At 73.4% G+C, this 17,915-nt stretch carries 16 protein-coding genes; 6 read left to right on the top strand and 10 right to left on the bottom strand.

All coding sequences use genetic code 11. The features are described 5' to 3' along the window. Positions 1–48 precede the first annotated feature (48 nt). Positions 49–1,974 carry a Xaa-Pro dipeptidyl-peptidase gene (locus FHX73_RS24195; RefSeq protein ID WP_425461450.1) on the bottom strand — a complete coding sequence of 642 codons (1,926 nt, stop codon included), beginning with the start codon at positions 1,972–1,974 and terminating at the stop codon, positions 49–51. A gap of 142 nt (positions 1,975–2,116) precedes the next feature. Further along, positions 2,117–2,386 (bottom strand): DUF1876 domain-containing protein, encoded by a 270-nt coding sequence (locus FHX73_RS24190; RefSeq protein WP_145907016.1) that lies wholly within the window; start codon positions 2,384–2,386, stop codon positions 2,117–2,119. A gap of 205 nt (positions 2,387–2,591) precedes the next feature. On the opposite strand from FHX73_RS24190, the gene FHX73_RS24185 reads away from it, so the two are divergent. The 4 genes from FHX73_RS24185 to FHX73_RS24170 all read left to right on the top strand — a co-directional run bounded on the left by FHX73_RS24185 (position 2,592) and on the right by FHX73_RS24170 (position 6,550). After that, a complete protein-coding gene (locus FHX73_RS24185; protein WP_145907015.1) occupies positions 2,592–3,074 on the top strand; it encodes a hypothetical protein in 483 nt (160 codons plus the stop codon). Between the two features lie 116 nt (positions 3,075–3,190). Next, positions 3,191–3,889, top strand: coding sequence for a class F sortase (locus FHX73_RS24180; RefSeq protein WP_145907014.1), 699 nt, complete (start codon positions 3,191–3,193; stop codon positions 3,887–3,889). Positions 3,890–3,999: 110 nt separating this feature from the next. Next, positions 4,000–5,571, top strand: coding sequence for an alpha-amylase family glycosyl hydrolase (locus tag FHX73_RS24175; protein WP_145907013.1), 1,572 nt, complete (start codon positions 4,000–4,002; stop codon positions 5,569–5,571). Positions 5,572–5,671: 100 nt separating this feature from the next. Next, positions 5,672–6,550 carry a polysaccharide deacetylase family protein gene (locus FHX73_RS24170; protein WP_145907012.1) on the top strand — a complete coding sequence of 293 codons (879 nt, stop codon included), beginning with the start codon at positions 5,672–5,674 and terminating at the stop codon, positions 6,548–6,550. A gap of 7 nt (positions 6,551–6,557) precedes the next feature. Here the strand turns inward: FHX73_RS24170 and FHX73_RS24165 are convergent, their stop codons facing one another. Further along, the gene (locus FHX73_RS24165; protein ID WP_145907011.1) at positions 6,558–7,376 is read right to left on the bottom strand and encodes an SDR family NAD(P)-dependent oxidoreductase; all 819 of its coding nucleotides are present in this window, start codon (positions 7,374–7,376) and stop codon (positions 6,558–6,560) included. Between the two features lie 258 nt (positions 7,377–7,634). Between FHX73_RS24165 and FHX73_RS24160 the strand changes: the two genes are divergently transcribed. Beyond that, on the top strand, positions 7,635–8,504 hold the full coding sequence (locus FHX73_RS24160; RefSeq protein WP_145907010.1) for a 3-hydroxybutyryl-CoA dehydrogenase: 870 nt from the start codon (positions 7,635–7,637) through the stop codon (positions 8,502–8,504). Between the two features lie 142 nt (positions 8,505–8,646). Continuing rightward, entirely contained in the window at positions 8,647–9,894 is a 1,248-nt protein-coding gene (locus FHX73_RS24155) for a glycosyltransferase 87 family protein (protein WP_145907009.1), read from the top strand. 66 nt (positions 9,895–9,960) lie between these two features. Here the strand turns inward: FHX73_RS24155 and pheT are convergent, their stop codons facing one another. From pheT to infC, 7 genes are all read right to left on the bottom strand, one after another. Then, a complete protein-coding gene (pheT, locus tag FHX73_RS24150) occupies positions 9,961–12,498 on the bottom strand; it encodes a phenylalanine--tRNA ligase subunit beta (protein ID WP_145907008.1) in 2,538 nt (845 codons plus the stop codon). After that, positions 12,498–13,619, bottom strand: a complete 1,122-nt coding sequence (gene pheS, locus FHX73_RS24145) for a phenylalanine--tRNA ligase subunit alpha (protein WP_145907007.1) — start codon at positions 13,617–13,619, stop codon at positions 12,498–12,500. Before pheS ends, pheT begins: the two co-directional genes overlap by 1 nt. Positions 13,620–13,758: 139 nt before the next feature. Beyond that, positions 13,759–14,943: a sensor histidine kinase gene (locus FHX73_RS24140; RefSeq protein WP_145907006.1), complete on the bottom strand. Its 1,185-nt coding sequence runs from the start codon at positions 14,941–14,943 to the stop codon at positions 13,759–13,761. A gap of 59 nt (positions 14,944–15,002) precedes the next feature. After that, complete coding sequence (locus tag FHX73_RS24135; RefSeq protein ID WP_145907005.1) at positions 15,003–15,875, bottom strand: TrmH family RNA methyltransferase; 873 nt, start codon at positions 15,873–15,875, stop codon at positions 15,003–15,005. A 96-nt stretch (positions 15,876–15,971) separates the two neighbouring features. Further along, positions 15,972–16,367 (bottom strand): 50S ribosomal protein L20, encoded by a 396-nt coding sequence (gene rplT / locus FHX73_RS24130; protein WP_145907004.1) that lies wholly within the window; start codon positions 16,365–16,367, stop codon positions 15,972–15,974. A 106-nt stretch (positions 16,368–16,473) separates the two neighbouring features. Further along, a complete protein-coding gene (rpmI, locus tag FHX73_RS24125; protein ID WP_145907003.1) occupies positions 16,474–16,668 on the bottom strand; it encodes a 50S ribosomal protein L35 in 195 nt (64 codons plus the stop codon). Between the two features lie 142 nt (positions 16,669–16,810). Further along, complete coding sequence (infC, locus tag FHX73_RS24120) at positions 16,811–17,587, bottom strand: translation initiation factor IF-3 (protein WP_281292722.1); 777 nt, start codon at positions 17,585–17,587, stop codon at positions 16,811–16,813. Positions 17,588–17,915: the final 328 nt, after the last annotated feature.

Below are 17,915 nucleotides of genomic sequence, written 5' to 3'. Positions count from 1 at the left end.
CCACGGCCACCGGCGCCCGGCTGGAAGCTCCGGGCGCCGGCGGCCGGTTCAGCGCAGGTCGGCCAGCGCGTCCCGTTGCTGGGTGGGCCGCAGCACGGTGAGCGGCGCCGTGCTGGGCGCCATGGTCGGCGCGGGCGGCTGACCGGGCGTCACGGTGTCGGCTCCGGCGGTCAGCGGCAGCCGCAGCTGGGAGTGCGAGAGGTCGACCGTCAGGGTGGGCCGGGTGTCCGGCGGGTCGATCAGGTTGGCGTCGGTGCCGGCCACGATCAGCGCCAGCCGGTGGCCGGCCGGCACCACGTGGTCGGTGGGAGCGAGTTGGACGGTCATCCGGTACGGGGCACCCGGGGTGAGCGGCCGCTGCTGGTCCAGCGAGGCGTAGTGCCCGAGGTCGATCCAGCCCCGGCTGAACACGGTCGCCCCGACCTGTGCGGTGGCCGCCGAGGTGTCCATGAAGCAGCCGGTGTCGGTCGGCGTGCCCTCGCCCCAACAGGACTGGGTGGTGAGGGTGTTGATCCCCTCGCCGGCGCCCTGGTAGTCGCGGATCACGGCCGGGCCGACGTCCACCAGGACGGCGCTCAGGTGGGCGCTGGTGGTACTGGAGGCGACGGTGAGGGTGAGCGAGCCGCTGCCGGAGACCCGCAGGTCGTGCTGGAGCACGCCGCTGCTGAACACGGTCTTGTCCGGGGTGGTCCGGTCCACGTCGGCGGCCCAGGCGTTCTCGTCGCGGGTGGGGTCGTCGGTGAAGCCCACCGTGCCGCCCGCGCCGGCGCCGAGGGTGCCGGGGGCCAGGGCCACCAGGTCCTGACGGGTGCCCGGGGCGGGCCACTTGGCGTCGGTGGACCACTGGTCGGGGGCGCGCTCGATGTCGGCCATCGGCTGGCGGTCGATGCCGTTGTCGACGCCCATCAGGTAGTGGTCGAACCAGCTGTGCAGGGTGTCCACCCAGGCCGAGCGCCGGTAGTCGAAGGGGTCGACGTGGCCGGTCTGGGAGAGCCAGATCTTGCGCGGCACGCCGCGCGCGGCGAGCGCGTCCCACCAGGGCCCGAACTCGTCGGCCCGCACGTTGAGGTCCTGCATGCCGTGCACCACGAAGACGCTGGCCTTCACCTTGCTCGCGTCGGCCACGTAGTCGCGCTGCTGCCAGAACCCGTTCCAGTCGCCGTCGTAGGGCGCGCCGGCGGCCAGGTCGGCCTGCTCGGCGGCGCACTTGGCGGTGGTGGCCGGGTCCTCCACGTAGCTCGCCAGGTCGGCGGGGGTGCCCTGGTAGAGCGGGGCGCCCTGGGAGCGGTAGTAGTCGTACCAGTCGCTGATCGCGGAGATCGGCACGATGGTCTTCAGGCCCGCGACGCCGGTGGCGGCCACGCCGTTGGCGACCGTGCCGTCCCAGGACTTGCCGATCATGCCGACCGAGCCGTCCGCCCAGCCGGCCCGCACCGGCGTTCCCGCGGTGCGCGCGCTGTAGCCGGTGGCCCGGCCGTTCAGCCAGTCGACGACCGCCTTGGCACTGGTCACGTCGGAGGCGCCGCCGACGTCCACGCAGCCGTCCGAGCGGTTTGTTCCGGCCAGGTCGACCAGCACCACGGCGTAGCCGCGCGGCACGAAGTAGTTGTCGTAGTAGAGCGGGAACTGCAGCGGGTTCCCGTTCGCGTCATAGGTCTTGACCTGGCTGTCGTTGCCCCGCCCGCAGCAGGAGTAGTACGGGCTGGCGTCCATGATCACCGGGATCCGGCGCCCGTGGGCGGCCGGCTCGCGCGGGCGGATGATGTCGGCGGCGACCCGGTCGTGGCCGGCTCCCCCGCGCACGCCGTCCAGGCCGGTGTCGACCCAGACGGTCTCGCGGATCGCGTCGGCGTAGGAGTAGACGGGTTGGCTGGCGCCGTCGTGCACGGAGCCGGCCCAGGCAGTGCCGACCGGGCCGAGCAGGCCGGCGGCGAACGCGAGCAGCAGGGTGGCGATGACCGTCACCGGGGGAATGCGGCGGTGTCTCACAAACGATGACCGTACCCAGTCATGTTCATGTTGACTCGTCAGCTCGCCGACCGGTCGCCTGACGAACCGTCAACACCACCAACCCACCGACACCCCACGGCCGTTCGACGCACGGCCGCCCGCCGGCTCAGAGCGGGTAGCTCGGCACCGCGCCCAGGTCGTCGATCTCCTCGTGCGCCTTGTCCAGCAGTTGCCTGGCCAGCGCCTGCAAGGCACGGGCCGTGGCCACCTCCTCGCCGACCCGCTCCTGCTCGGGATCGGCCGGGTGCCTGCTGGTGTCGCCGCGGGCGCGCAGCTCCCGGCCGTCGGGCAGCCGGAGCAGCACCGCCGCCGCCGTGTGCGCGCCCTCCTCGGCGAACTCGACCTCGATGTGCCATCCGACCAGCGTGTTCGTCATCGCCGTCACCTCCGTGGCTCCTCCTCCAGGATGCACCCGCGGTAACCGCGACCTCCCCCGGGTGGACGCAGCGTCACACGTTCGCACGCGATGTAGTGGCAGCCCGCCCCGACCCGGCCGACGGTTGAGCCAGCACCCGGGATGTCCCCGAGGCCGACCGACGGTCGGCCCGTCCCGGCGCGCCCAGGAAAGGGAAACCCTCACCATGCGTCGTGCACACCACCTCGTCGCCGCCGGCCTCACCGCCGCCGCGCTGAGCCTGGCCCCGACCACCGCCTTCGCCGACACCACGCCCGGCGCTCCGGCCGACCACCCGGTCGTCACCACCCAGCCGGACGACCGGCGGACCGACGACCACAAGGCCGACGACCAGAAGGCCGACGACCACAAGGCCGACGACCAGAAGGCGGACTCGAAGGACCGCTCCGACCGCGACAAGGACCACGGTGACCGCGACCGTGACCGGGACCACGGCACGCCCGGCGACCGCGACCGGGACCACGACCACGGGATGTCCGGCGACCACGACGGCGAGCACCGCCCGCACGGCGGCGTGCACACCGGCGGCGGCTTCGGCGCGCTGACCGCCGACCACAGCCTGGCCACCGGCGGCGTGCTGCTGGCCGGCGGTCTGGTCGTCGGTGCGCTGGCCCTGCGCCGCCGCAAGCCGGCGCCCTCGCAGGCCTGACCCCGCCCCGGCGCCCCACCCCCGGCGCCCCGTCCGGCCCGCCCGCCCGTCCCCGGCGGGCGGGCCGCGCGGGGCCCGCCCCCGTTCCACCACCGGCTGCCCGCGAAAGGTCCGGCATGAGCCCCAAGGTTCCCCACGACGGCGACCCCGCCCCGTTCAACGAGAAGCTCAGCCGTCGGCGCCGGAACGCGCTCTTCGCCGCGCTGCTCAGCTGCCTGCTCGGCCTGGTGCTGATCCACCGCTCCGCCGACCCGCGCCCGGCCCTGCCGCCCCGTCAGCCCACCGCCGCCCAGGCCGCCGCCGCGAGCCCGAGCGCCCAGGCGAAGCGGACCGTCCCGGCCGTGGCGGTGCCGGACGCCCGCCCGACCCGGCTGTCGATCCCGGCGATCGGCGTCACCGCCCCGTTCACCGGCCTGAGCCTCGGCTCCAACGGCGTGCTCAACGCCCCGCCGCCGGACGACACCAACCTGGTCGGCTGGTACCAGGGCGGCACGGTGCCCGGCAACAAGGGCCCGGCGATCGTGCTCGGCCACGTCGACACCCAGACCGCGCCGGCCGTCTTCTGGGGCCTGTCCACGCTCACCCAGGGCGCGACCGTGGACATCGACCGCGACGACCTGGTGACCGCCACCTTCACCGTGGACAGCGTGGAGGTCTTCGCGAAGGACGCCTTCCCGGACGACCGGGTCTACGGCCCCACCCAGGACGCCCAGTTGCGGCTGATCACCTGCGGCGGCGCCTACGACCGGCAGCGCGGCGACTACACCGCCAACGTCGTGGTCTTCGCCCACCTCAGCGGCCTGCGCGAGACCTGACCGACCGCCGGACCGACCGCCGGACCCACCTCCGGACCCGGCGAACCCGTCCCGCGGCGCCGCGATCTGACGCATCATCGAGCGGTACCCCCACACCAGGAGGCCGCGCGATGACCCGCTCCGTCCCCGACTGGCTCGCCGAGGGCGTGCTCTACCAGGTCTACCCGCAGTCCTTCGCCGACGCGAACGGCGACGGCATCGGCGACCTGCCCGGCCTGACCGCCCGGCTCGACCACCTGGCCGAGCTGGGCGTCACCGCGGTCTGGCTCAGCCCGTGCTTCGCCTCCGAGTTCGGCGACGCCGGCTACGACGTCAGCGACTACCTGACCATCGCCCCGCGCTACGGCACCAACGCCGACCTGGTCGCGCTGGTCGCCGCCGCCCGCGAGCACGGCATCCGGGTGCTGCTGGACCTGGTGCCCGGTCACACCTCGCACCGCCACCCCTGGTTCCGGCGCTCCGCCGCGGACCCGGCCGACGACCGGTACGTCTGGTCGGACCGGATCACCGCCCCGGTCCACGAGTGGATCCCCAACCTGGGCCCGCGCGGCGGCTTCTACCGGGCCAACTTCTACCCGATCCAGCCCGCGCTCAACTTCGGCTACGCCCGCCCGCACCCGGCCGAGCCCTGGCGCAGCCCGGTGGACGCCCCGGGCCCGCTCGCCAACCGGGCGGCGCTGCGCGAGGTCATGGCGCACTGGTTCGACCTCGGGGTGGCCGGCTTCCGGGTGGACATGGCCGCCTCCCTGGTCAAGGACGACCCCGGGCACCTGGAGACCGGGCGGCTCTGGGGCGAGCTGCGCGAGTGGCTGGACGCGCACTACCCGGACCGGGCGCTGATCGCCGAGTGGGGCGACCCGGCCACCTCCGTCCCGGCCGGCCTGCACGCCGACTTCTTCCTGCACTTCAACGGCCGGGCGCTGCGCTCGCTCTGGGACAACGGCGCCGGCAGCCAGGGCCGCTGGGCCGACGGCCGGCCCTGCTACTTCGACGCCGAGGGCGCCGGCTCCCCCGCCGAGTTCCTGGCCGCCTGGACCGCGGCCGACCGGGCGATCAAGGGCGCCGGGCTGACCGCGCTGCCCACCGCCAACCACGACTTCTCCCGGCTCACCTGCGGCCCGCGCACCCGCGAGCAGACCGCCTGCGCCTTCGCCTTCCTGCTCAGCTGGCCCAGCCTGCCGGTGATCTACTACGGCGACGAGATCGGCATGCGCTACCTGCCCGGGCTGCCGGAGAAGGAGGGCAGCCAGTTCGGCACCGAGGCCCGGCAGGGCTCGCGCACCCCGATGCAGTGGGACGGCTCGCCGGGCGCCGGTTTCTCCAGCGCCGACCCGGCCGACTTCTACCTCCCGCTCGACCCGGCCGTGGACCGGCCGAACGTGGCGGACCAGCGCACCGACCCGGACTCGCTCTACCGGCAGGTGCGCCGGCTGGTCCGGCTGCGCCGGCGGACCCCGGAGCTGTCCACCGGCGGCACGGTGACGGTGCTGGGCGCCGGCTACCCGCTGGTCTACCGGCGGGGCGAGCACCACCTCGTGGTGGTCAACCCGCGCCGGGAGCCGGCCGAGCTGCTGCTGCCCGAGCCGGTCGGGCCGGCCACCGGGCTCGTGGTGCGCGGCGCAGCGGTGGACGGACGGCGGATCGGCGCCGAGGGCTTCGGCTACGGGATCTTCCGGCTCTGACACCGGGTCAGGTACGTGACCAAAAGTTGACCCACCGACAGCTGACGCGCCGTCGGCTCTGGATGGCTGTCCGGTTCCACCCTATTTATGCTGATTCGCGATGACAGTCGACCGACGCAGCATCCTGCGCACCTCCGCCCAGCTGGCCACCCTGACGGCGACCGGCGGTCTGCTGGCCGGCTGCGGCCGGGAGGCCGCCACCGCAGCCGGCGGGCCGCACCCCGCCACCGCCGCCCCGACCCGACCCGCGGCCACCGGCTCCCCGCTCTCCCCGAACCTGTTCCCGCACGTGACCGGGAGCCCGGCCGCCCCCTCCCCGACCCAGCCACCCAGCCCCTCCCCGGCCGCCGAGCAGCCACCGCTGGCCCCCGGCACCCCGCAGGAGGTGGTCACCGGACCGCGCGACCGTCCCCAGGTGGCGCTCACCTTCCACGGCCAGGGCGACCCCGCGCTCGCGCTCGCCCTGCTGACCGCCGCCGAGCAGCACGGCGCCCAGCTCACCGTGCTCGCCGTCGGCAGCTGGCTGGACCAGCAGCCGCAGCTGGCCCGGCGGATCCTGGACGGCGGCCACGAGCTGGGCAACCACACCCAGAACCACCTGGACATCTCCTCCATGTCCCCGGACCAGGCCTACGCCGAGATCACCGCCTGCGCCGACCGGCTGAAGGCGCTCACCGGCTCGATCGGCCGCTGGTTCCGGCCCTCCGAGGCGCAGTTCGCCACCAGCCAGGTCAAGGAGCAGGCCCGCCGGGCCGGCTACGAACACCTGCTCTCCTTCGACCTGGACCCGCGCGACTACGCCGACCCGGGCGCGGACGCGGTGCAGCGCCGGATCCTCGGCGCGGTCAAGCCCGGCTCGATCGTCGCCCTGCACATGGGCCACCAGGGCACGGTGGACGCGCTGCCCGCCGTGCTGGACGGGCTGCGCGAGCGCGGCCTCACCGCGGTGACGGCCAGTCGGCTGTGCGCCGCCACCTGAGCCGCCGTCAACTCAGCGGGTCGTCGTCCCCGTAGGACCGCAGCCGCAGGGTCCGGGCGTCCAGCGCCCGGATCCGCTCGGCCGCGGCCACCAACTGCTCCAGGTCGTCCCGCCCCGCGTGCAGGAACCGCCCGTGCAGCGCGTCGAACCGCCCCCGGGCCGCGTCCACCGCGACCGCGACCATGTACGGGATGCTGTTCCACTCCTTCATCCCGGCGAACATCGGCATCCCGGCAGTCATGTCGGTGGCCACCGCGCCGGGACTGATGTCCAGCACCACCACGTGGTGCTCGGCCAGCGAGTCGGCGATGTTGTCGGAGAGCTGGAGCAGCGCGCCCTTGGAGGTGGCGTAGGCCGTGTAGTGGCCGTCGGGGCGCACCGCGAAGCCCGAGTTCAGGTTGAGGATCCGGCCCCGGCGCCGCTCCACCATGCCGGGCAGCACGCTGCGCATCAGGTTGAACGGCCCGCGCAGGTTCACCTCCACCACCTGCCACCACTGGCCCGGGTCGACCTCCCAGATCGGCACCTCGGCCCGGTCCACCTGCCCGGCGTTGTTGACCAGCAGGTCGATCGGCCCGAGGTCGCGCTCCACGCTGCGCACCGCCTCCCGGACCGCGCCGGGCCGGGCCACGTCGGCGGTCACCGCGATCCCCCGGGCGCCCTCCTTGACGCAGGCCTTGAGGGTCCCGGTCAGCGACTCCAGGGTCCGGCCGACCAGCCCCACCGCCATCCCCTCGGCGGCCAGGCCGAGCGCGATCTCCCGCCCGATCCCCCGGCCGGCGCCGGTCACCAGGGCCACCTGTCCCTCCAGCGTGCCGGTGCGCATCGCCGCTCCCTCCCGCGTCGCGTTCCGCGGGCTGCTGTGCGGTCCCCGCGTGGTGTCCGCAACAGCATGCTCGCCGCTCCCACCCGGCACACCTGGCCACACGGGCCGGCCCGCCGCCCTCACCCGGACGGCTCAGCGGACGAACTGTCGGGGCGCCGCCCCACCGGGCTCTACCAGGTAGTACGGTCGAGCGACACGGTCCTGCGTCAACGGTCGAGCGGCGATCCCGCTGGGCCGGCATCGGGAAAGGCAAGTTGAGTGAGCGACATCTCGCGCGTCGGAGTGATCGGTTGCGGCCTCATGGGGTCGGGCATCGCCGAGGTCTTCGCCCGGTCCGGGCTGGACGTGCTGGTCTCGGAGGCGAGTGCCACCGCCCTGGAGGCCGGCCGGGCCCGGATCACGAACTCGCTGGACACCGCCGTCAAGCGCGGCAAGCTCACCGTCGAGCAGCGCGACGAGGCGCTGGGCCGGATCGGCTTCACCACCGAGCTGGCCGAGTTCGCCGACCGCGACCTGGTGGTCGAGGCGGTCGCCGAGATCGAGGAGATCAAGGTCCAGATCTTCCAGACCCTGGACCAGGTGGTCACCCGCCGCGACGCGATCCTGGCCTCCAACACCTCCTCGATCCCGATCGTCAAGCTCGCCGCCGCGACCAGCCGCCCGGAGCAGGTGATCGGCCTGCACTTCTTCAACCCCGCGCCGGTGCAGAAGCTGGTCGAGGTGATCCCGACCCTGACCACCTCCGCCGAGACCACCGCGCGGACCGAGTCCTTCGCGGTCGAGGTGCTCGGCAAGGAGCCGATCCGGGCCCGCGACCGGGCCGGCTTCGTGGTGAACGCGCTGCTGGTGCCCTACCTGCTCTCCGCCGTGCGGATGTTCGAGTCCGGGGTGGCCACCGCCGCTGACATCGACAAGGGCATGGAGGCCGGCTGCGCCCACCCGATGGGCCCGCTGCGGCTGTGCGACCTGATCGGCCTGGACACCATCGTCTCGATCGCCGACTCGATGTACGAGGAGTTCAAGGAGCCGCTGTTCGCCGCTCCCCCGCTGCTCTCCCGGATGGTCGACGCGGGCCTGCTGGGCCGCAAGTCCGGCCGCGGCTTCTACGACTACACCGCCACCGCCTGAGCCTGCGCAGCACCGGGCCGTCCGTGTCCGTCCCGCCCGGGACGGAGGCGGACGGCCCGGGCCGTTCCGGTGGGTAAGGTGGTTTCCCGACGAATGGCAGCCACCGTACGCGCGGGTGTTCGGGGATCGGGAAAGGCCCACTGTGCTCACAACCTCGCCGCCGGGGCGGCTCGCCTCGACCTGGGCGGTGCTGCTGCGCCGGGCCGGCTGGATCCTGGCCGGCTCGCTGGCGGTGCACCTGGTGCTCACCGTGCTGGCCACCGACATGTTCGACCTGAAGGTCTACTACCAGGGCGCGCCCAGCCTGCTGCACGGCCGGCTCTACGACTTCGTGCTGCACCGCGCCGACCCCAATGCGGCGCAACTGCCGTTCACCTACCCTCCGTTCGCCGCGCTGCTGTTCCTGCCGCTGTCCGCGCTGCCCTGGGCAGCGGCCGCCACCGTCTGGCAGCTGCTCTCGCTGGCCTCGCTGGCGCTGCTGGTGCACTGCTCCTTCCGGCTGCTCGGCCGCGGCCACCAGCGGCGGCACGCCATGCTCTGGTTCGCCCTGGCGCTCTGGCTGGAGCCGGTCAAGCACGGCCTGGACCTCGGCCAGATCGACCTGGTGCTGGCCGCCGTGGTGCTCGCCGGCATCACCTACGGCCGCTCCCTCGCGGCCGGCGCGGGCGTGGCGGTCGCGGCCGGGGTCAAGCTGGTCCCCGCCATCACCGGCCTGTACTTCCTGGTCACCCGTCAGTGGCGGGCCGCCTGCTGGTCGGCCGTCGTGTTCTTCGCCACCGTCGGGGTGGCCTGGGCGGTCGACCCGGCGGAGAGCCACCGCTACTGGTTCGAGCTGCTCGGCGACCCGAGCCGGATAGGCCAGGTGGCCTCCTTCGAGAACCAGTCGCTGCGCGGCGCGCTGGCCCGCACCCTGGGCCACGACGGCGGCATGTCGCCGCTCTGGTGCGCGCTGGCGCTGGGCATGGCGCTGGCCGCCGCACCGGCCCTGCGCACCGCCGCCCGGCACGGCGAGGCGCTGGCCGTCCTGGTGGTCACCCAGCTGCTCGGGCTGCTCTACAGCCCGATCTCCTGGAGCCACCACTGGGTCTGGTTCCTGCCCACGCTGATCTGCCTGGTGCACGGCCCGGCCCGGCACTCCGCGGTCGGGCGGCTGGCGATCGGCGCCTGGCTGGCCGCCACCGGGAGCTGGCTGGTGCCGGCCGCCGGCCACGCCGCCGCGCACGTCGCGAGCGGCCACGCCGTGCCCTGGTACCTGATCGCCCTCGACTGGTGCTACCCGGTCTGCGCGCTGCTCAGCTTCCTCGCCCTCGCCCTGGCCCCCCGGCCCGCGCCGGCCGCCGGAGTCCGGATGCCGCACCAGGAGGCCGTCCCGGCACCCGCCCTGGACTGACCGGCCGTCCGAGAACGCGAGTGGGCCCCGGCGACAGCCGGGGCCCACTCGCGTTCTACCGGTGCGTCAGACGCCGCGGAGCACCGCGCCGGTGCGCTCCTGCGCGACGGCGACGGCGGCCTCGCGGGCGGCCGAGGCCTCGTCCGCGGTCAGCGTGCGGTCGGTCGCCCGGAACCGCAGCGCGTAGGCCAGCGACTTCTTGCCCTCGCCGACCTGCTCGCCGGTGAAGACGTCGAACAGCCGGATCGCCTCCAGCAGCTCGCCCGCGCCGTCGCGCAGCGCGGCCTCCACCGCGGCGGCCGGCACCGAGCCGTCCACGATCAGCGCCACGTCCTGGGTCGCCACCGGGTAGCCGGAGACGGTCGGACCCTGCACCAGCTGCTCGCCGTCGGCGGTCAGCGCGTCCACGTCCAGCTCCATCACCGAGGTGCGCTCGGGCAGGTGCAGCGCCTTGACCACCCGCGGGTGCAGCTCGCCGGCGTGGCCGACCACCCGCTCGGTGCCCGCCACCAGCAGCTCGGCACAGCGGCCCGGGTGCCACGGCGCGGCCTGGCCCGGACGGACCGTCAGCTCGACGCCGGCGGCCGCGGCCACCGCGCGGGCGGCCTGCACGGCGTCGGCCCAGCCGGCCTGCCCGCCCTTGCCCCACCAGCCGGAGGGCAGCCGCTCACCGGCCAGTGCGACCGCGACGTGGCGCGGCTGCGCGGGCAGCGCGGCGTTCAGCTCGGCCAGCTCCGCCTCGCTCGGGCGCCGGTCCACGGCCGGACGCGGGGCGACCTTCGGCTCGGCCTCGGGCAGGAAGACCAGCCCGGTCTCGAACACGGCCAGGTCGGTGTTGCCCCGGCCGATGTTGCGCCGCACCGCGCCGAGCAGGCCCGGCAGCAGCGTGGTGCGCAGCGCCGGCTCCTCGTCGTTCAGCGGGTTGACCAGCTTGACGGTGCGCCGGCGGACGTCGTCCGCCGCCAGACCCAGCTCGTCGAAGGCCTGGTCGCCGAGGAACGGGTAGTTGTTGACCTCGACGTAGCCGGCGCCGGCCAGCGCCACCCCGATCCGGCGGTGCGTCCGCTGGGCGGGGGTGAGGCCCTGGCCCGGCGGCACCTGGGGCATCCGGGCGGGCACGTTGTCGTAGCCCTCCAGCCGGATGACCTCCTCCGCCAGGTCATTGGGGTCGGTCAGGTCGGGGCGCCAGCTGGGCGGGGTGACCTCCAGCAGGTCGGCGCCGACCACCGTGCAGCCCACTTCCTGGAGCCGGCGGGCGACCGTCTCCCGGCCGTAGGCGGTGCCCGCGACCCGGTCCGGCAGGTCGGCGGCGATGGTGATGGTGCGCACCGGCTGCGGGCCGACGATGTCGGTGACGCCCGCCTCGGCGGTGCCGCCGGCGATCAGCACCAGCAGGTCCACCGCGCGCTGGGCGGCGGCCCGGGCGGCCTCCGGGTCCACGCCGCGCTCGAAGCGCTTGGAGGCCTCGGAGGGCAGCTTGTGCCGCTTGGCGGTGCGGGCGATCGCGACCGGGTCGAAGTGCGCGGCCTCGATGATCACCTCGGTACTGCCGGTGACCTGGCCGGTCTCCGGGTCGGCCACCGGGTCGAGGATCTCGGTGGAGGCCCCGCCCATGACGCCGGCCAGCCCGATCGGGCCGGAGTTGTCGCAGATCAGCAGGTCCTCGGCGGCGAGCTCGCGCTTCTGCCCGTCCAGCGTGGTGAGCACCTCGCCGGGCTCGGCCCGGCGGACCGTGATCGGGCCGTCGACCCGGGCGCGGTCGTAGGCGTGCAGCGGCTGGCCGACCTCAAGCATCACGTAGTTGGTGATGTCGACGGTCAGCGAGATCGGGCGCACGTGCATCTTCTGCAGCCGGCGCTGGAGCCAGATCGGCGACTTGGCGGCCGGGTCGATGCCGACCACGGTGCGGGCCACGAAGCGGTCGCAGCCGACCGGGTCGGCGATCTTCACCAGGTAGCCGTAGGAGTTGGCCGGCGGCACGTCGAGCAGCGCCGGGTCGGCCAGCGGCAGCCCGAAGGCGGCGGCCGCCTCCCGGGCCACCCCGCGCATCGACAGGCAGTAGCCGCGGTCCGGGGTGACGGCGATGTCCAGCACCTCGTCGACCAGCTGGAGCAGCTCGACCGCGTCGGTGCCGGGGGCGTACTCCGGCGGCAGCACGATGATGCCGTCGCCCCCAAGAGAATCAGACGCAGTGTCGCCCATGCCGAGCTCGCGGGAGGAGCAGATCATGCCGGCCGAGGTGCGGCCGTAGGTCTGCCGGGCGGCGATCGGGAACGGGCCGGGCAGCACGGCGCCGGGCAGCACCACGACCACCTTGTCGCCGACCGCGAAGTTGCGGGCGCCGCAGACGATCTCCTGCGGCTCGCCGGTGCCGTTCGCCTCGCCGACGTTGACCATGCAGTACCGGATCGGCTTCTTGAACCCGGTCAGCTCCTCGATCGAGAGCACCTCGCCGACCACCAGCGGGCCCTTGAGGTCGCCGCCGAGCTGCTCGACGGTCTCCACCTCCAGACCGGCCCGGATCAGCTTCTCGGCGACCTCGCGGCCGGTCACCGACTCCGGCAGGTCGACGTACTCGCGCAGCCAGGAAAGCGGGACGCGCATCAGATCTCCACCCCGAACGGGAGAGTGAAACGCACGTCACCCTCGACCATGTCGCGCATGTCGGCGACGTTGTGACGGTTCATCAGGATCCGCTCCAGGCCCAGGCCGAAGGCGAACCCGCTGTAGCGCTCCGGGTCCACGCCGGAGGCGATCAGCACCCGCGGGTTGACCACGCCGCAGCCGCCGAGCTCGATCCAGCCCTCCGAGGAGCAGGTCCGGCACGGCCGGTCCGGGTTGCCCACGCTCTCGCCGCGGCAGACGAAGCAGAGCAGGTCCACCTCGGCGCTCGGCTCGGTGAACGGGAAGTACGAGGGCCGCCAGCGCAGCGGCAGCTCGTCGCCGATCAGCTTGGAGACCAGCAGCTCGATGGTGCCCTTGAGGTCGGCGAAGGTGATGCCCTCGTCCACCGCGATGCCCTCGACCTGGCGGAACACCGGGGTGTGGGTGGCGTCCAGCTCGTCGGTCCGGTAGACCCGGCCCGGCGCGACGGCGTAGACCGGCGGCTGCTTGCTCAGCATGCTGCGGATCTGCACCGGCGAGGTCTGGGTGCGCAGCACCATGCCGGAGTCGGGCGAGCCGTCGGCGGCCGCCACGAAGAAGGTGTCCTGCATCGAGCGGGCCGGGTGGTCCGGGCCCAGGTTCAGCGCGTCGAAGTTGAGCCACTCGGCCTCGACCTCGGGGCCCTCGGCGATCGAGTAGCCCATCGCGATGAAGGTGTCCTCGACCCGCTCGGCCAGCGTGGTCAGCGGGTGGCGGGCGCCGCGCGGCAGCCGGTCGTACGGCAGGGTGACGTCCACCGCCTCCTCGACCAGCACCCGGGCGTCGCGCTCGGCCTCCAGTTCGACCTGACGGTCCGCCAGCGCCTTGTTCACCGCGCCGCGGGCCTGGCCGATCAGCTTGCCGGCCGCGGCCTTGGCCTGCGGGGGCAGTGCGCCGATCTCCCGGTTGGCCAGGGCGAGCGGGGAACGGTCGCCGGTGTGCGCGATCTTGGCCTGCTTCAGCTCGTCCAGGCTGCCGGCGGCGGCGAAGGCCGCGACGGCCTCGTCACGGGCGCGCTCGACCTCTTCGGGCTTCAATGCCTCGACCTCAACCGGGTCGTAGGACTTGTTGGGTGCCGACATCTCGATGTTTTCCCGTGCTCCTGCTCGTCTCCGTGGCGTTACACCAGGTCGAGTGTAGTCGCAGAGCGCACACGGCCCGGATGGTCGCCCATGTCTGTGAAAGGCACGACCAGCCCGCCGGGCCCGTGGGGAAGGTCTCTCAGACCATGAACTCGGGCACCCCGGCGGGCAGGATAAATCGGAACCGCGCGCCGCCCCCGGGGGCCCGGTCGATCCGGATGGTGCCGCCGTGCGCCTCGACGATGCCCTTGACGATGTAGAGGCCCAGACCGGTGCCGCCGCGCTTGGAGCCGCGCCAGAAGCGGGTGAAGACGCGGGGCATCGACTCCTCGGGGATGCCGCCGCCCTCGTCGCTCACCGTCACCGCCGTCCCCTCCACGTACCTCGGCGCGGTGCCCGGCTGCTCCCAGCTGGCGGGCTCGACGACCTCCTTGGCCGGCGCCACCTCGATGGTGACAGTTCCCTCGCCGTGCCGCACCGCGTTTTCCAGCAGGTTGGCCAGCACCTGGTCCACCTTGTCCGGATCGGCCCACTGCTGCGGCAGGTCCGCGGCGAGCCGGATGTCGAACCGGGCGGACGGGACGCCGGCCGCGACCCGGCCGGCCACCTGCCGGCGCACCGCGGCCGACAGGTCCACCACCTGCTTGCGGATCTCCAGCCGGCCGGCGTCGATCCGGGAGATGTCCAGCAGTTCGGCGATCAGCCGGGTGACCCGGTCGGCGTCCGCGTTCACCGTCTCCAGCATCACCCGCTTCTGGCCGTCGGTGAACCTCTCCCACTTGTTCAGCAGGGTCGCGGTGAAGCCCTTGACGCTGGTCAGCGGCGAGCGCAGCTCGTGCGCCACGGTGGCGATCAGCTCGGCGTGCGCCCGTTCGGTGCGCCGCCGCGCCTCGGTGCCGCGCAGCGCCACCACCAGGCGGCGCACCGGGCCCCGCGGGTGGGCGCGGACGTAGCGGGCGGAGACCAGCACCTCGCGGTTCGAGCCGGGCAGCAGCAGGTTGCGCTCCGGCTGCCGGCTGCGGATCGCCAGTCCGCCGTAGGGGTCGGTCAGCGGCCACCAGCGGCGGCCGTCCAGGTCCTCCAGCGGCAGCGCCTGCTCCAGCGGGCGGCCCAGCGCGACGGCCGGGCTGATCCCGGTGAGCCGGGCGGCGGCGGCGTTGAAGCAGACCACCAGGCCGTCCTGGTCGGCGATCACCAGGCCGTCCGGCAGCTCGTCGGCGCACAGCCCGACGGGCTGCGACAAGCCGACGGGATCCGACGGGCCGTCAGGATCGGGGCCGGGCAAGGCCGTCGCCGCACCGGGCCGTTCCTCGCCGCCGACCATGGGTGTCCTCCCGATCCCACACGCCTCGCGCACGCTCCGGCCCCCGTCCAGGCACGACCCTAGCGCTCGGTGGCCGACTCGCGACACCCTGAGGGCGAACGCTGGGCGCGGGCCGAGGCGTAGAGGCAGACGGCGGCGGCGGTGGCGAGGTTCAGGCTCTCGGCGTGACCGTGAATGGGCACGCGCACCACCTCGTCGGCGAGTGCGCGGGTCTGCTCCGGCAGACCCCAGGCCTCGTTGCCGAAGATCCAGGCGGTCGGCGCGCCCAGCGTGCCCTGGTCCAGCTCCTGGTCCAGGTCGCGGCTGCCCGCGCCGTCGGCGGCCAGCACCCGCACCCCGGCGGCCTTCAGCTCGGCCACCGCCTGCTCGACCGGCACCCCGACCGCCACCGGCAGGTGGAACAGGCTGCCCACCGAGGCCCGCACCGCCTTGGGGTTGTACAGGTCCACCGAGGCGTCGGTGAGCACCACGGCGTCCGCCCCGGCCGCGTCGGCGGTGCGCAGCACGGTGCCCGCGTTGCCGGGGTCGCGCACGTTGGCCAGCACCGCGACCAGCTTCGGCCGGCTGCTCAGCACCTCCTGGAACGGGGTGTCCAGGAACCGGCAGAGCGCCACGATGCCCTGCGGGGTGACGGTGTCGCAGATGTCCGCGATCACCTCGTCGGTCGCGGTCAGCACCGCCAGGCCCGCCGCCCTGGTCGCCGCGACGATGTCCGCGTGCCGCTCGGCGGCCTCCGCGGTCGCGTAGACCTCGACCACCACGTGCTCGCCGTCGGGCAGCCGGCCGAAGGCCACCGCCTCGCGGACCGCCTGCGGCCCCTCGGCGAGGAAGCGGCGGTCCTTGCCGCGCTGGGCCCGCCGGGCCAACTTGCGGGCGGCGACCACCCGCGGCGAGCGGAGCGAGGTGAGCAGGGGGGTGTCGGTGCTGGCCATGGTTCGCTTTCTCGATGGGCCCGTACCCGGAGCCCTGGAACGACAGACCCGCAGGCTCCGTTGGAGCCTGCGGGTCTGTTGGAGCTACGACGACGATCAGGCGGCGTCGGCGGCGACCTTCGGCGCGTTGACGTCGGTCGGCAGCGCCTTCTGGGCGGCCTCGACGAGCGCGGCGAACGCGTTCGGGTCGTTGACGGCCAGCTCGGCCAGCATCTTGCGGTCGATCTCGATGCTGGCGGCCTTCAGGCCCTGCACGAAGCGGTTGTAGGTCATGCCGTTGGCACGGGCCGCCGCGTTGATGCGCTGGATCCAGAGCTGACGGAAGTCGCCCTTGCGCTTCTTGCGGTCGTTGTAGTTGTAAACGAGCGAGTGGGTGACCTGCTCCTTGGCCTTGCGGTACAGGCGCGAGCGCTGGCCACGGTAGCCGCTGGCGCGCTCCAGGATGACCCGGCGCTTCTTGTGGGCGTTCACTGCCCGCTTGACGCGTGCCACTTCATTACTCCTTGGGTTGGACCACGGACTACTTCACGTGGTCCGTCATTCGAATAGGTCGGGAAGGATCAGCCGGACTCCGCGGCCCGCAGGTCGCGGCGGGCGATCACTTGCCGAGAAGCTTCTTGATCTTCTTGGCGTCCGCGGGAGCCATCTCGGCGGTGCCGCTCAGACGGCGGGTCAGCGTGGAGGGCTTGTGCTCCAGGAGGTGGCGCTTGCCGGCGCGCTCGCGCAGCACCTTGCCAGAACCCGTGATCTTGAAGCGCTTGCTCGCGCCACTGTGCGTCTTCTGCTTCGGCATGTCGCCGTATCTCCTCGTCGGTCCGCCCCGGCCCGCGTGCGGTGCACACGGGCCGAAGCGCTGGGTGTTCTCCGGTCACCGGGGCGGGAGCCCCGGAACCGCGGTGGCCGGATCACTCCAGTCGGCCGAGCCCTTGCGGGGCTCAGGCGTCCTGGGCGACCTCGGCCGGCTTCTCGGCGGCGTCGGCGTCGGCGCCGTCCTCCGCCTGGTCCTGGGTCGCGCCCTCGTCCTCGACGTCCTCGTCCGCGACGTCCTCGGCGAGGTCGTCCTCAGCCAGGTCGTCGTCGGCCAGGTCGTCCACGAGGTCCTCGTCGGCGACGTCGGCCTCGGCGTCCGCCTGGCCACGGCCCAGACGCTCCGCCTTGCGGGCGTCCTGGGCGGCGCGGGCCTCGGCCATCGCCTCGGTCTTCTTCTTGTGCGGGCCGAGAACCATGATCATGTTCCGGCCGTCCTGCTTGGCCGAGCTCTCCACGAAGCCCAGGTCCTGGACGTCGTTCGCGAGCCGCTGCAGCAGTCGGAAGCCCAGCTCGGGGCGGGACTGCTCACGACCGCGGAACATGATCGTGATCTTGACCTTGTCGCCCTGCTTGAGGAACCGGACGACGTGACCCTTCTTGGTGTCATAGTCGTGCGGGTCGATCTTCGGCCGGAGCTTCATCTCCTTGATGACCGTGTGCGCCTGGTTCTTGCGCGCCTCACGGGCCTTCATGGCCGACTCGTACTTGAACTTGCCGTAGTCCATGAGCTTGCACACGGGCGGCCGGGCGGTCGCCGCGACCTCGACCAGGTCGAGGTCGTACTCCTGCGCGAGCTCCAGCGCCTTGGCAAGCGGCACGATGCCGACCTGCTCGCCGCTGGGACCGACGAGTCGCACCTCGGGGACGCGAATCCGGTCGTTGATGCGGGGCTCGGTGCTGATGGGGCCTCCTCGGTTGCACCTTCTGCGATGCGGCCGTCGGGCGCGGTCGCACGTAGTGGACTTCGACCACTGGGCGGGACTTCATGCGTGCTGCGCTGCTACTGCGGCACCGCGGCACGAAAAAAGCCCCGCTCGAATAACAAGCGGGGCTCCACACAACCGGGCATCCGTTGCCGGATGACTCTGGCGACGCTCGGCCGTCACTGGCCGGGATCGCGGACCGGGGACCCGTCAACCCTAGGGTTGCACCAGGTGGGAGGTGGAACCTCCACTTGCTGGCTGGGCACAGTGAAGCGCCGAGCCGGTCAGTGGACACTGTACACGATGC

The organism is Kitasatospora viridis, assembly GCF_007829815.1.
Taxonomy (GTDB): Bacteria; Actinomycetota; Actinomycetes; order Streptomycetales; family Streptomycetaceae; genus Kitasatospora; species Kitasatospora viridis.
The sequence above is the reverse complement of the archived record's forward strand: the minus strand, read 5'-3'. Positions and strand labels throughout refer to the sequence as shown.

Coding starts and splice junctions, on each gene's coding strand:
- pheT (WP_145907008.1), bottom strand. CDS start 12,498: ATGCGCGTCCCGCTTTCCTGGCTGCGCGAGTACGTCGACCTGCCGGAG.
- FHX73_RS24185 (WP_145907015.1), top strand. CDS start 2,592: ATGCGTCGTGCACACCACCTCGTCGCCGCCGGCCTCACCGCCGCCGCG.
- FHX73_RS24135 (WP_145907005.1), bottom strand. CDS start 15,875: ATGGCCAGCACCGACACCCCCCTGCTCACCTCGCTCCGCTCGCCGCGG.
- FHX73_RS24190 (WP_145907016.1), bottom strand. CDS start 2,386: ATGACGAACACGCTGGTCGGATGGCACATCGAGGTCGAGTTCGCCGAG.
- FHX73_RS24170 (WP_145907012.1), top strand. CDS start 5,672: ATGACAGTCGACCGACGCAGCATCCTGCGCACCTCCGCCCAGCTGGCC.
- FHX73_RS24175 (WP_145907013.1), top strand. CDS start 4,000: ATGACCCGCTCCGTCCCCGACTGGCTCGCCGAGGGCGTGCTCTACCAG.
- rpmI (WP_145907003.1), bottom strand. CDS start 16,668: ATGCCGAAGCAGAAGACGCACAGTGGCGCGAGCAAGCGCTTCAAGATC.
- FHX73_RS24180 (WP_145907014.1), top strand. CDS start 3,191: ATGAGCCCCAAGGTTCCCCACGACGGCGACCCCGCCCCGTTCAACGAG.
- FHX73_RS24165 (WP_145907011.1), bottom strand. CDS start 7,376: ATGCGCACCGGCACGCTGGAGGGACAGGTGGCCCTGGTGACCGGCGCC.
- pheS (WP_145907007.1), bottom strand. CDS start 13,619: ATGTCGGCACCCAACAAGTCCTACGACCCGGTTGAGGTCGAGGCATTG.
- FHX73_RS24140 (WP_145907006.1), bottom strand. CDS start 14,943: ATGGTCGGCGGCGAGGAACGGCCCGGTGCGGCGACGGCCTTGCCCGGC.